7 protein-coding genes are annotated in these 14,637 nt (G+C 41.4%); 6 read left to right on the top strand and 1 reads right to left on the bottom strand.

What is annotated here, in order from left to right:
* Nucleotides 1-3 precede the first annotated feature (3 nt).
* From G7074_RS24150 to G7074_RS24125, 6 genes are all read left to right on the top strand, one after another.
* The gene (locus tag G7074_RS24150; RefSeq protein ID WP_166211783.1) at nucleotides 4-3,195 is read left to right on the top strand and encodes a TonB-dependent receptor; all 3,192 of its coding nucleotides are present in this window, start codon (nucleotides 4-6) and stop codon (nucleotides 3,193-3,195) included.
* A gap of 17 nt (nucleotides 3,196-3,212) precedes the next feature.
* Nucleotides 3,213-5,108, top strand: coding sequence for a RagB/SusD family nutrient uptake outer membrane protein (locus tag G7074_RS24145; protein WP_124560007.1), 1,896 nt, complete (start codon nucleotides 3,213-3,215; stop codon nucleotides 5,106-5,108).
* A 16-nt stretch (nucleotides 5,109-5,124) separates the two neighbouring features.
* On the top strand, nucleotides 5,125-5,604 hold the full coding sequence (locus tag G7074_RS24140) for a hypothetical protein (RefSeq protein WP_124560008.1): 480 nt from the start codon (nucleotides 5,125-5,127) through the stop codon (nucleotides 5,602-5,604).
* Nucleotides 5,605-5,689: 85 nt separating this feature from the next.
* Entirely contained in the window at nucleotides 5,690-7,933 is a 2,244-nt protein-coding gene (locus tag G7074_RS24135; protein WP_166211780.1) for a beta-galactosidase, read from the top strand.
* Between the two features lie 57 nt (nucleotides 7,934-7,990).
* Nucleotides 7,991-9,823, top strand: a complete 1,833-nt coding sequence (locus G7074_RS24130) for a right-handed parallel beta-helix repeat-containing protein (RefSeq protein WP_166211777.1) — start codon at nucleotides 7,991-7,993, stop codon at nucleotides 9,821-9,823.
* Nucleotides 9,824-9,910: 87 nt separating this feature from the next.
* Nucleotides 9,911-12,307 (top strand): glycoside hydrolase N-terminal domain-containing protein, encoded by a 2,397-nt coding sequence (locus tag G7074_RS24125; protein ID WP_240916396.1) that lies wholly within the window; start codon nucleotides 9,911-9,913, stop codon nucleotides 12,305-12,307.
* 157 nt (nucleotides 12,308-12,464) lie between these two features.
* Here G7074_RS24125 and G7074_RS24120 read toward each other — a convergent pair whose 3' ends face one another.
* Complete coding sequence (locus G7074_RS24120) at nucleotides 12,465-14,618, bottom strand: molybdopterin cofactor-binding domain-containing protein (RefSeq protein ID WP_166211771.1); 2,154 nt, start codon at nucleotides 14,616-14,618, stop codon at nucleotides 12,465-12,467.
* Between the last annotated feature and the right edge of the window lie 19 nt (nucleotides 14,619-14,637).

Raw genomic sequence — 14,637 nt, 5'->3', positions numbered from 1 at the left:
GATATGAAAAATATCAAACTCGAAAAAGCCTTGCAGATCATCGAAAAACAAAGCGGATACCGTTTTGTATACAGCCCAACAGAAGGGCCGTTTAACAAATTAATCAATATCAAAACAAGCGAAGCCTCGTTGGAAGAGGTGATGCGTGCGTTGTTATCAGGGACCACACTTAATTTTAATATTCAACAGAACAACCTCATTACTATTTTACCTGCCGGAGAAGCCAGCAAGGATATCATTGTTAAAGGAACGGTGCGCGACACTACAGGTGTAGGGCTCCCGGGAGTTACCGTTATTGTGAAAGGTACAAAGGGAATAGGCGCTTCTACCGATGGTAATGGAGGCTTTACCCTTAAAGTACCCGATAATGCAGTTTTGATATTTTCAATGGTAGGATATAAAACACTGGAAGTACCAGCTAAAACTTCTATGGCAGTTACCTTAACGCCCGATGATAATAGTTTGGATGAGGTTGTTGTACAAGCTTATGGTACAACAACCAAGCGTAAAACTACGAGTGCCATCAGTACTTTAGATATGAGTAATGTAGCACCTTTGCCGGTACAATCTATTAACGATGCTGTGGCAGGTAGGGTACCTGGAATAATCGTGACAGCAAGTAATGGAGCCCCGGGTACTAAAAGTGGTATTTTAATTCGTGGCCAAAGTCCAATTTATGTTATCGATAATATTGTGCGTTCTGCAAATGATTTTTCTAATCTTAACCCTAACGATATTGAGAGCTTTTCGATTTTAAAAGATGCTGGTGCTACTGCTTTATACGGTAATCAGGGTGCAAATGGAGTAGTACTTGTTACTACCAAAAGAGGTAAAGAAGGGGTAATCAAAATTAATTATTCCTACAATCAAATATTTTCTCAACCAACCTTATTCCCTGAAAAACTTAGTTCTTATGACCAGGCGCTTGCAAAAAATAAATTATATGCAGCCGAAGGTAGAACCCCGTTTAGAACGGATGCTGAATTAGAAAAATTGCGTACCGGCTCAGATCCTTTTAATTTCCCCAATACCGATTGGCAGGCACTGACTATGAAGAATTTTGCGCCGGAAATGCGCCATGATTTAGCAGTTACATCAGGAACTAAAAAATTAACTTACTATGCGGGTCTTTCTTACTACGATCAGAGTAGCATTTTAAAAACCGATAACAATTACAACAAACGTACTACTTACCGTTTAAATACAACCAGCGAGTTTGAAAATATAAATCTAAAGGTAACTGCAGGTTTAGATGGTTTTATTGAAAGTAATATTCAGCCTGGTGCAGGTTATGGAAATATATATAGCCACATTCAAAATAGAACACCAGAGCAATTGGCTGTTAACGAATTTGGTTTGCCAACTACGCAGTCTGATAACCCGGTAAGGGAGTTGGATCCTAAATCCGGATATAATAAAGGCTTTGCTAAAATTTTAAATACCAATTTAGGTCTGGAGTATGCAGCTCACTTTTTAGATGGTTTAAGATTTAAATTTAATGGTGCTTATACTACCTACAATAACGTTGGTAAAAGTTGGAATTATCTTGCACCTGCCTATAATTTAAACAGTACATCACCAATATTTGGTAATGCACCAGGCTTAACCGTATCGCAAGGACAGGGAAGTACATTAACCCTGCAAGGTTACGTACTTTACAATAAAACTTTTGGCGATCATAGTATCGATTTTACAGGGGTAGCAGAACGTCAGCGAGATGAATCATCATCTGTTAATGGGAGTAGAGTAGGTTATCAGATTATTTTTGATCAGTTAGTAGCTGGGCCAGCTTTAAACCAAACTGTTGGTGGTGGCGAAAGCGAAGCAGCAAGAGCAGCGTTATTAGGTAGGTTAACCTATACTTACAAATCAAGATATTCAGTAGAGGGATCGGTTAGAAGGGATGGTGACTATCTTTTCGTGCCCGGTAAACAATGGGGTACTTTTTACGCCGTTTCAGGAAGTTATATCATCTCTGATGAGCCGTTTATGAAATCGCTAAAAGAAAAACATATTTTGGACTTTTTGAAATTAAGAGGTTCTTATGGTGTATTGGGCGATAAAACCGGTGTTGGTGCATTTGGATATGTACCCGCATATGGCATTAATGCCCAGGCTTATGTAGTTAACGGCAATATGGTTCAGGGTACATCAGAACCTGGTAGTTTGCCTAGTAATACTTATTCATGGCAAACTATTGGTAACAGAGATTTAGCCTTAGAATTTGGAACCCTGAATAATCGGTTAAATGCCACCTTCGATTATTTTTATACCCGTAGAACCGGATTTGTAACCAGCGACCCTCGTTTTGCTCAAACACTGGGCATTGGTTTGCCACAAATAAACTTTACCGAAGGCGCTACCCGAACTGAAGGCTTTGATTTTAATGTGAATTGGGCGAGTAACATCGGCGACCTGACCTATAAAATTGGTGTCAACTTTACCCGATTCAATTCATTGACAGAGCGCTCGGCAGCAGATGATGACGCTACATTGAAAAATCCATATACCAGAACAACCAATACAACTGGCAGTTTTCTACAAACTGGTTATTTAAATGGTGGATTTTATACAGATAACAGCCAATTGTTAACCGGAGCTCGTCGTATCACTTCAATTAATGTAGGTGCAGGCGATTTAAGATACCTTGATCTAAATGGAGACGGACAACTTAACGGAGATGATTTTAGAAGAATAGGTAGTAATACAACTCCACGAACCAATTATGGTATTACGGTTGATTTGGCTTATAAAGGATTCTCTTTAAATGCCGTTGTACAGGGAGCAGGTAATAGAGATCGTTATATCGGAGATGTAATTCAGGGTGTAAGCGGACAAAATTTACTCGTTTATGATTTTCAAACTGATTATTGGCGACCAGATAACACAAATGCTATTTTTCCCAGAGCAATTAGTAATGATGCCGTTAACGGCAGTAATAGTTCGCGTGGAAGTGATTTTTGGTTGATTCAATCTAAATATGTACGTCTAAAATATGTGCAAATAGGTTATGATTTTAAACAAGGTTTGCTAAAAAAATCGCCATTTCAAAGCCTGAGGTTATTTGCGTCGGGTACGAATTTATTAACATCGGCAAAAAGCCAGAAATATTTTATTGATCCGGAATCAGATACCAATAATTACAATTACCCTATTCAGCGCACACTTGCATTGGGTTTAAGTGTAGGTTTCTAATTAAACTATTAAAAATCATGAAAAAAATTATAACAATAATTGGAGTTTTTACTGGTTTGCTGGTATTAGGCTCATGTAAAAAAGTATTGGATGCAGAACCTTTAAGTTTGATCAGTCCTGATGTAGTATGGAGTAGCAAGGCCAATGCCGAAACTTTTATTTATGGCACTTACTCGGGGATCATGAACGCTTACACATGTGGTCTTAAGGGTGCTGAAGATACTTATACCGCAAACATTATAGGTGCTTATGGCAATGCAAGCGATGCACTCCCGGTTTTTACAGAAACTTTAACCAATAGGAGCGATTACGGTTTTAATAACTGGGCAGCGGTTCGTCGTTGCAATGTAATTATTAAAAACGTAACCGAATCAGCAGGTATCGCAGACGCTGATAAAAAAACACTGATTGCCGAAGCCAAGTTTTTAAGGGCTATGTCTTACTTCAGTATTGCCAGAAAAACAGGCCGCATTGTTTGGATAGATAAGGTTTTAACTGAAAATGATGAGCTTAAATTACCAAGTACCGCAAACCCCTCCGAAAGTTACAATTACATCATCAAAGATCTCGAAGATGCAGTTGCTGATTTGCCAGCTACCAAAGTATCGGGTAGAACTAATAAATATGTGGCAGCAGGGTTTTTAACTGAGGTTTGTTTGCAAGCGCTTGCTTATAAAAATTATCCGGCAGCACCAAATGTTGCGGCTAACGATCCATTGCTTGATAAAGTTATAACCAATGCCCAATTGGTAATTGGTGGCGGCTATGTGCTCGATACGGATTATGAAGGCATGTTTAACGAAACCAAAAGTACATCAAATGAAATTATTTTCGCTGTGTACAGAAAAGCGATTAACACTTCATTGAGTGGTACGCCAATGCAACACCAACTGCCAAATATTAAGCCAGAAACAATTACGCAATTTGGCGGCTCACCTTTATTTAACAAGCCGGTGCCTTTTGAGGTTTGGCCAGAGAACTTTCCTACGCAGAACTTTACCGATGATTACTTAACAATCGATAAGGCCGATCCTACCAAAGCGCTGCCCTGGAACCAAACCTCTCAGTACCTTAATGCTGTTGATGAAAGCGTAAATGTAATTGCACCCTTTGCTAAATCAGGCTTCCCTGATGATAAAACAGCTAAACTGAATAATGACGTGTTGGTGAAAATGGGTCGCATTAAAGCTGGAAGTACCGAAACCATGTTAACCTTAACCAACGAGAATAGGGATGCACGCTGGAAAGCTTCTATCATTAGCGATCAAAATACATTTTACGGAGAATTATTTACTACGAGCTTAAAAGGTAATTCGGGTAGGTTTTTGGGCACTATTAATGGTGGTGGATACGAAACCAGTTTAAGTAATATGTACTGGCGTAAGGGATTGTATACCAATGTAGCGCCAAGTTATTTAAATAGTGTTAATACCGACTACCATTGGGTTTGTATGCGGTTGGGCAGGATATATTTAAACCTTGCCGAAGCCTATTTACTTAAAGGAGATATTGCCAATGCGCTCATAAACCTAAACAAAACCAGGGTTTTACATGGTAAGCTTCCTGCTTCTACAGCAGGTACAACAACTGCTGCATGGAAAGATTATAAAATTGAAAGAAGGGTAGAACTCGCAGAAGAAAACGATCATTATTATAGCTTGTTGCGTTGGGGCAGATTTGGCGGCGATGCAAACAATGGCCTGGCTTCTGGTCAGTCCATTAGTGAGTTAACTGAACCCATCCGTGTAATGGATTTATCAAAAGATAGCAAATCTTTTTCGATAGTAACCGGGCCATTTAACAATCAATATAACAATAGAAAATTCGATGCTTCCAGGAGATACCTTTTCCCGATAGGGCAAGGCTATATCGATAATAATGCCAAGTTCGGTCCACAAAATCCAGGATGGTAACCTTAAAGTAAAAATCATGAAACTAAAAATAAAACATATATCCTTACTGATGATGATCTTATCATTGGGTTTGTTGTCTTCTTGTTTAAAAAAGGGACTAACTGATTACGCGGTATTTGATACCAACGAAATTACACTCGTAAATGTTGAGCACCGCTTTAATGGTACGCAAACCATGAACGGGCAGCCCATTGTAGCTTATCAAAAGTTGGGATTGGCACAACAAATCGACCAGGCAAATTCGACAATAAACGTACAAATAACTGTGCCCGCTGCGAATGGCCAGTTTACAGCTGCCGAGAAAGCCAAAGTAGTGCAAAGTAAACTGTGGTTTTATATGAATATCTCTACTGCAGCAAGTATTTCACCAACAGGCGGAACGCCTACACTTGGCGATCCTACTGATGCAACAAAGCAGCTTAAATATGTAGTAACTGCAGCAAACGGCGCAAGCCGGGTATGGACCATTAATATAACCTCATTTACAAATAATTAGTTAGTTAAGTTGGTTTAGTTTGGAGCCGTTAAAATTTTTAACGGCTCTTTTTTCACACACACATTTGAAATTAATTAAGATGATTATGTTTAGAACATTTTTATTTGGCTTACTTATGCTCTTTGTAACCGTTTTACAAGCACAGGTTTACCAGATTAACATCAAAAACGCAACAACACCCAAACGCGATAATATCCCAATGTTGGGCACAAACCCAGCCGGTACAAAGCTGGGCGTAAACAATCAATACTTCACTAAAAACGACAAGCCCTGGTTTCCGATGATGGGCGAACTACACTATAACCGAGTAAGGCCCGAAGATTGGGAAACAGAAATTTTAAAGATGAAAAGCGGAGGCTTATCCATTGTGGCTACCTACGTTTTTTGGAACGAGCATGAAAGAGAGAAAGGCGTATGGGACTGGAAAGGAAACCGCGATCTACGTCAATTTATTCAACTTTGCCAGAAACACGGTCTGTATGTGTGGTTACGGATTGGACCCTGGAGCCATGGTGAGCAATTAAATGGCGGTTATCCGGAATGGATACAAAAGCTTAAAGGACATAGGAGTAATAACCCCGAGTATCTGAAAGAATCGGCTGTTTTGTTTAACCAGATTGCACAACAAACCAAAGATTTGTTTTTTGCAGCTGGTGGGCCGATTATAGGTACACAGTTAGAAAATGAATATGCCAGCGGACAGGCCGCACATATCAGTACATTGAAAGAAATGGCTCAAAAAGCACAAATTAATCCGGTTTACTGGAGTGTAACGGCCAATACTGTGTTCGACGATAGCAAAATGGAAGTAATTCCTTTGCAGGGTTCTTATGCTTACAGGGGTTGGGAAAGGGCCGGAGGAGTAGCCACCAAAGACTTTTTGTATGGTAACGACCAATGGATCATGACTGATGCTTTGGGCAAAGTTTTTTACGATGTAAATAAATTTCCGAGAGGATTATGCGAGCAGGGCGCTGGTAGCCAAATGACTTACCGCAACCGTTTTGTAGTTGCGCCAGAAGTTGTGGCGGCACATTTGCAAAATCAGATAGGTCGCGGAATGAACCTGGTGGGGTATTATATGTTTCATGGCGGTACCCAAACACCCGGATTAAAAGAACCCGGTTATCCTGAAAGTTACGATTTTCAGTCTCCTATTGACGAATTTGGCTTGATCAGACCTTCGTACAAACAGCTTAAGGTATTGCATACTTTTATTAACGATTTCGGTACTGAACTGGCGCCTATGCAGGTTTACGAACCCGAAAATCGGGTACGGGATGAAAAAAATACCAGCGATTTAAGGTATGTGGCCAGGGCCAGTGGTAACAGCGGCTTTCTCTTTTTAGGCAACACACAGGCGCGCATAACCATGCCCGATAAAACGGTTTCGATGCAGGTTAATTTAGCCAACGAAACCATTCATTTCCCGGCGTTATTGCTGAAAGGACAAACTACGGCCATTTTGCCATTTAATTTAAAAGTGGGCTCGGCTTTAATTAAATATGCCACTGCACAGCCTTTCGCTAAACTTGTAAATGATAAAAATATTACCTTGTTTTTTAAGCGTCTAAACGGTGTAAATCCCCAGCTGGCAATTGATACCCGTACGCTGAAAAGCAAAGATATTACAGGTTGGAAAGTTACCCAAGCCGCTAATCAGTTACAGCTCGAAGCAGGCAGTCGCACCGATTGTAGTTTTGCTGATGTAGATGGAAACCAGATTAATGTGGTGTTTATTACCACCTCGCAGGCCGAAAATGCCTGGCGTACCAAACTTAAGGGGCAAGATGCACTGCTAATTACTCAGGCCGATGTTTTGGTGCAAAAAGACCAGGTTACATTACAACAGTTAAGCAAACCAGTGTTCGATTTAATGGTTTACCCCAAAGGTTTGCAGGTTTTTAGCGCGGTTACAGCAAAAACTACCAGCACGCTTTTCGATACCTATCGTTGGCAGTCGCCAGTTTATAAGCCACAAGTAGAAGTTAAATATCCAGGCAATAAAACAGCCGAAGTTACTTTGAACCCTACACTACCTAAAAATGTAAATGATATTATTTTAAATGTAAATTATCTGGGCAATGATTGCGATCTGGTTCAGCAAGGACTAGTTAAAACCGATAACCTGTTTAATGGCGAAACCTGGCAAATCAGCCTCCAAAGGTTTTGGAAAAAAGGCAGCTTTAGCCTTAATTTAAAAGATTGGGACGATAAAACGACAGGTGTAGCAGTAGATAAAGTACAGGAAATAAAAGCCAAAGGAACAAGCTTTGTTTCGATTACTGCGGTTCCACAGTATCAAACTATTATAAATTTGAAGCATTAATCTCTGCTGTAAAGATGCTTTATTAATTGATTAAAGCTATATTTATAACCACGCACGATGAAAAAATATATTTTCTTCTTACTATGCTGCGTAGGGCATCAGCTCTATGCCCAAACCATTGATGTTACCCGGTTTGGTGCCCAGCCCAACAGTTTTGCCGATGCTACTGCAAGTGTGCAAAAGGCAATTGAAGTAGCAAAAAGCCAAACCAATACCGTGTTAAATTTCCCCAAAGGAAGATACGATTTCTGGCCCGACAGTGCTGTAGAAAGCCATTATTATATTTCAAACAGCTCGTCGGAAGTAGAATTTCCGGTAAAGAAGCAAAGGGTGGGTTTATATCTGAAAGATTTAAAAAACCTGACTCTGGAAGGCAACGGTTCTGTTTTTGTATTTCATGGTAAAATGATTACCTGGGTAATTGATGGCAGCGAAAACATCCGCATTCAAAACCTTTCGGTTAATTACGAAAGACCAGGGATGTCGGAAATGACCTTGCAGGAAATTACTCCAACATCGGTTACCGTTAAAGTACATCCTGACAGCAAATTTGCGATTATTAACGGCCAGCTGGAGTGGTATGGCGAAAAGTGGATTACCAAAAACCATCATGCCGTATTGGTAAGGCCAACGGCTGGTACCTTGTTTTACAGCAACTGGGATGTTTTTGCCAAAAGCAAAGCCGAACAGGTGTCATCATCAACAGTGAAATTTACTGGTAACTTTTCAAGGTTTAAAGCGCAGCCTGGCGATGTGCTGACGGTTAGGGACCGTTACCGCGATTATGTGGGCGCATTTAACAACCATTCTAAAAACATCAGTTTGCAAAACGTTAATATGTATTCGATGCATGGTTTAGGCATTGTATCGCAATTTTGCGAAAACCTGCATTACGATAATGTTGCCGTAGCACCAGAGCCGGGTAGCGGTCGTGTAATTGCTTCATCGGCCGATGGCATGCACTTTTCGGGTTGCAAAGGGCAGATTACGCTTAATAATTGCCGGTATAATGGCATGCACGATGATCCGGTTAATGTGCACGGAACACATTTAAAAGTAAGTGAAATTGTATCGCCCAATGTCTTAAAGCTAAAATTTATGCACCACCAAACTTATGGCTTTAATGCTTTTGTACCTGGTGATACCGTGGCTTATTTACACAGTGCCGCCCTACAGATTTTTGCGCAAGGTGTAGTTAAAACAGCTAAATTAATCTCAGCACGCGAAATGCTCGTAGAGCTCGATAAACCTTTTCCTACAGAATTAAAAGTGGGCGACGCTTTAGAAAATGTAACCTGGACACCAGCCGTAAAAATTACCAATTGTAGGTTTGAAGGCACCATTTCGCGCGGAACCTTAATTACTACGCGGCGCAAGGTACTCATTGAAAATAACGTGTATTACCGTACAGGCATGCATGCTATCCTGATCGAAAATGATGCCATGGGCTGGTACGAATCGGGCCCGGTAGCAGATGTAACCATCCGCAATAACCAGTTTATAGAATGTGGTTTTAATAGTGGGTCTGATAATTACGCCATTAAAATCAATCCCGAAAACAGCGAGTGGGTTAAGAATTATTATGTGCACCGCAACATCAGGATCGAAAATAATACTTTCAAGCAGTACGACTATCCGGTTTTATCGGCAAAAAGTACAAAAGGACTGAGTTTTATTAATAACAAGATAGAAAAATCTGATTTTATGCCAGCAGGTAAAGTGCGTGCTGCGCTAAATTTTTGGGGTTGTAGCGGCGTACTAATTAAAGGAAACCAGTTTGGCAACGTAAAACCAACAATACAATTGAAAGATATGGTTAAGGCAGATATCAAATCTGATATTAAGTTTGATATACCTGTAAACAGCGAATTAGGCAAGCATGATAATTAAGTTTAGGATTTTGCCAAAACAATTGATGATTAAAGCCTGGTTTTTTGTTTAATTTACTTCCAGTTCCTATAAACTAACCAAATGAAAATGAGATTTTTATTGACTTTACTTTATGTGAGTGTATGCCTAATCGTTAATGCACAGCAAAATAATGCCCTTAAGCTCTGGTACACCAAGCCCGCCACACAGTTTGAAGAAGCTTTACCGCTTGGTAATGGCCGCTTAGGTGCGATGGTTTATGGCGGTATTGATAAAGAGCAGATTTCGCTTAATGAGGCCACATTATGGTCGGGTGGGCCGATTGATGCTTCGAAAATCAATCCCAATGCTAAAAATTACCTGGCTCCGGTAAGGGAAGCATTGTTTGCCGAAGATTATAAAAAGGCCGATTCGCTGGTACATTTTATGCAGGGACCATACTCTGAAGCTTTTATGCCCCTGGGCAACCTGTTTTTTAATTTTGCCAACACCGGCCAGGTATCCAATTACAGGAGGGAGCTCGATATTCAGAACGCGGTGTCGAAAGTTAGTTATCAGTCGAATCAGACCACCTATACACGCGAATCTTTTGCTTCGCATCCGCAACAGCTTATTATTTTTAGGCTAACCGCTTCCGGTAAAGATAAACTTAATTTCACCTGTAATTTCGATAGTAAACTATTGGCCAAAAGTTTGGTTAAACAAGGTATGCTGTTGCTTAAAGGCTGGGCTCCGGTGCACACTGAACCCAATTATCGCGGCAATATTGCCAATGCTGTAGTAAACGATACTGTAAATGCCATGCGCTTTGTTTCGATGCTGAAAGTGCTAAAAACTGACGGTAAACAGGTTTTGAAAGACAGTACTTTAAGCATTAAAGGCGCAACTGAAGTGGTTTTAGCACTATCAATGGCTACCAGTTACAATGGGGTTGACAAGAATCCGGGTACAGCAGGCAAGGCCGAAAATGCGATAGCGGCAGCTTACCTTAAAAACGTAGCCAACCGCAATTACGAAAGCTTAAAAACTGCACATCAGGTCGATTTCAGGAAATATTTTGACCGGGTATCGCTACAACTCGGCGATACCGAAAACGAAAAATTAAGCACTATAGACCGCCTTAACCGTTTTGCCTCAGGTAAAACCGATAACAGTTTAATCGCTTTATTTTATCAGTACAGCCGGTATTTGTTAATCAGTTCATCGCGCCTGGGTGGATTGCCCGCTAATTTACAAGGCATCTGGAACGAATCGGTACGCCCACCATGGAGCAGCAATTATACCACTAATATTAATGCACAAATGAATTATTGGGGCGCCGAAGCAGCTAACTTACCCGAAATGCACCAACCTTTGTTAGATTTTATTGGTCGTTTGGCCGGCCCCGGTGCCCTTACGGCAAAGAATTTTTATAATGCAGGGGGCTGGGTATGTCACCACAACAGCAGCATGTGGGCCATGACTAACCCTGTAGGCGATAGTGGTGAGGGCGATCCTTGCTGGGCCAACTGGACAATGGGTGGCACCTGGTTAAGCACTCATTTATGGGAGCATTATGCCTTTACTGGCGATCAGCAATTTTTAAAACAACAGGCTTACCCTTTAATAAGAGGTTCGGCGCAGTTTTGCCTCGATTTTTTAACTGCCGATAAAAAAGGCTACCTGGTAACCGCACCTTCAACTTCGCCCGAGAATGTTTATATAACCGATAAAGGTTATGTAGGCCAGACCTTATACGGCAGTACTGCCGATTTGGCCATGATCAGGGAGTTGTTTACCGACTATCTAAAAACAGCTGCGGTATTAAAAGTAGACGAAGCCTTCCAAACCAAAGTGAAGCAGGCCATGGCTAAACTTTATCCTTATCAGGTGGGTAAAAAAGGAAACCTGCAGGAGTGGTATCATGATTGGGAAGATCGCGAACCGCACCACAGGCATTTATCACACCTGTTTTCAGCGTATCCGGGTTACAGCATTACGACTTCCGAAACACCAAAACTGGCCGATGCTGTACGTAAGTCGCTTGAACTACGCACAAACGAAGGTACAGGCTGGGCCATTACCTGGCGGATAAACTTATGGGCCAGGATGCAAAATGCCGAGCGGGCTTACGATGCCGTAAAAAAACTGATGCGTTTTGTTGGTAAAGATGCGGCCATTAAATATGGCGGCGGCGGTATATATGCCAATTTGTTTGGCGCTCATCCACCTTTTCAAATTGATGGAAACTTTGGCGGTGGGGCAGGTATAGCCGAAATGCTCTTGCAAAGCCATCAGAACTACATTGAATTATTGCCCGCATTGCCTGTTGAATGGAAAACCGGGGCTGTTAAAGGTTTCGTAGCCAGAGGTAATTTTGTGGTGAATATGACCTGGAAAGACGGAAAATTAACAAGCGCCATTATGCTTTCCCGTAAAGGTGGTAACTGTAAAGTGATGTATAATGGTAAATTAAAAGAGATGAATACCGTAGCGAATAAAAGCTATACCCTGAAATTTGACTAGTTATATTGCTATTGGCTGGTGTCGCTAAAACTAATTTTGCTGGTTGGTGGAGACACCAACCAGTAGCTCATCCTATCGGTTGGTATCCTCACCAATCGAAACAAGTAATGGCAAAGCCTTTGATACAAATGCCAATCAGCATTACACCATTTTATATTTATTCTACTGTTTTTAGCTCAAAAGGCATTTTTCTAAACCGGGTTCCGCTGGCAGCAAAAATGGCATTGGCAAGGGCAGGGGCAAAAGGAGGTAAGCCCGGTTCGCCAACACCTTTCACTTTTCCGCCATCGGCCAGTATATGCACTTCAACAGCAGGCGCTTCATTAATACGCACCAGCGGATTATCGTAAAAGTTTTGTTCTACCGTTTTACCATCTTTAAAGGTAATACCGGGTTTAATTGCAGCACCCAGCGCCATGATGATGGCTCCTTCTATCTGGTTTTTAACATTATCTGCGTTCACCACCGCTCCGAGATCAATAACGGCAATCACCTTATCAATGCTAATGGTTTTATCGGGGTGATGGGTTACTTCGACTACCTGTCCGGCGAGGCCGGCGAAAAAATCCCATACGGCAACACCACGACCTTTACCCTGAGGTAGTTTTTGTTCCCAGTTGGATACTTCTTTTAGTTTAAGCAGCACTTTTTTAGTATCGGAAGGTTTAGTGAGCATCTCCAGCCGAAAATCCATCGGGTCTTTTTTGGCTTTATAGGCCAGTTCATCAATAAAACCCTCATGTGCAAAAGCTAGCGTAGAACTGGTAACCGAACGCCATGCAGCTACGGGAATATGTAGGTCGGCCCTAACGTAAGTAGTTTTTAAATTGGGGATTTCGTAAGCCTGCTCAGCAATCCCTTCCATCATAATGCTATCCACTTTTGTACGGTCGAAATTGGCCTGCATCGATTCAAAATAAGATGGGCTGATTACCTTGTGCTGAAAGGTGCTCAGTTTTCCATCGGTAGAAAAGCCTGCCGAAAGTTTCGAAAAAGTCATTGGCCTAAATGGTCCCTGTGTGGTGGTATCTTCTCTCGACCAGATTAGCTTTACCGGTACATCAACCAGTTTGGCCACATTTACAGCTTCAACAATATAATCGAAATACAATCTGCGCCCAAAGCCACCACCTATAAACTGGTTGTTTAGCTTCACGTTTTCGGGTGCAAAGCCCACTTGTTTGGGTAAATCGTTCGCACCGCTTCCTGTCATAGCACTGGCTACCTGGGTCGATGTCCATATTTCCAGTTTATCGCCTTGCACATGGGCTGTACAGTTCATGGGTTCCAAGGTATGATGCGCCACCATAGGGGTTTCGTAAAAAGCCTCGAAGGTATTTTCGGGCGAAATCTGCACCGTTTCAACCGAACCGATATTTTTGCCCGTTACACCAGGTTCTGCAGCCAGTTTGCGCAAATGGTTTTCATAATCAACGGTGTTAAACGTTTCGTGGCCATTGTTTTCCCAAACTACTTTCAACTTTTTACGCGCCTGGCTAACCGTCCAATAGCTGTTCCCGATAATGGCTATGCCTTTATATTTGTATTTTCCAACAATACGCTCTATCGGTCCAACTTTTTTAATACCTGCAATTTTCATCACCGCTGTAGCATCGTAACTTTTTAAAGTGGCCCCAAAAACCTGACTTCTTTCTACCACAGCATACAACATACACGGTAGCTTTACATCAATACCAAAGCCAGCCTTTCCATTGGTTTTAAGTGGGATATCCTGCCTTTTGGTTGCTTTTCCTAAAATTTTAAAATCTTTCGGATCTTTTAGTTTAGGATTTTTAGGTAATTCTATTTTCGAGGCTTCCTCAATCAGTTTACCGTATGGAAGTGTTTTTTTACTGGCTTTATGAATTACTGTTCCGTTTTCGGCATAACATTCAGCAGCATCAACTCCCCAAATCCTGCTGGCAGCGATAATCAGTACTTCTTTGGCTGCCGCACCTACTTTACGCATGGGCAGATAGTTGGTGCGGATTGATGCACTTCCGCCGGCACTTTGCCCACCTCCAAGCACTTTTTCGCCATTCGATTGTTTGATAATGATCTGATCCATGGAAACTTCGAGCTCTTCGGCAATTAATGCCGGAAAAGATTGCAGCGTTCCCTGACCCATTTCCGGTTTGGTATTGAAAATGGTAATCAGTCCGCTGGATTCGATCAGGATGTAAGGACTAAAATTAGCTGAAGCAATGTCCATCGCCATTAATGGATTTCCTTTTGCCGATAAACCTAACCAAATTGCAAAGCCTGCAGTACCTGCACTTTTAATGAAATGGCGTCTCGAAATTTCTTCCATAGCTGTATATTTTAATTTT

The sequence above is a fragment of the Pedobacter sp. HDW13 genome, assembly GCF_011303555.1.
Classification (GTDB): Bacteria; Bacteroidota; Bacteroidia; order Sphingobacteriales; family Sphingobacteriaceae; genus Pedobacter.
This window is presented reverse-complemented; position numbering and strand designations above follow the sequence as displayed.

What these genes read in the sequence shown, in the direction of transcription:
- G7074_RS24150 (WP_166211783.1), top strand. Translation starts at nt 4, where the DNA reads ATGAAAAATATCAAACTCGAAAAAGCCTTGCAGATCATCGAAAAACAA.
- G7074_RS24145 (WP_124560007.1), top strand. Translation starts at nt 3,213, where the DNA reads ATGAAAAAAATTATAACAATAATTGGAGTTTTTACTGGTTTGCTGGTA.
- G7074_RS24140 (WP_124560008.1), top strand. Translation starts at nt 5,125, where the DNA reads ATGAAACTAAAAATAAAACATATATCCTTACTGATGATGATCTTATCA.
- G7074_RS24135 (WP_166211780.1), top strand. Translation starts at nt 5,690, where the DNA reads ATGTTTAGAACATTTTTATTTGGCTTACTTATGCTCTTTGTAACCGTT.
- G7074_RS24130 (WP_166211777.1), top strand. Translation starts at nt 7,991, where the DNA reads ATGAAAAAATATATTTTCTTCTTACTATGCTGCGTAGGGCATCAGCTC.
- G7074_RS24125 (WP_240916396.1), top strand. Translation starts at nt 9,911, where the DNA reads ATGAGATTTTTATTGACTTTACTTTATGTGAGTGTATGCCTAATCGTT.
- G7074_RS24120 (WP_166211771.1), bottom strand. Translation starts at nt 14,618, where the DNA reads ATGGAAGAAATTTCGAGACGCCATTTCATTAAAAGTGCAGGTACTGCA.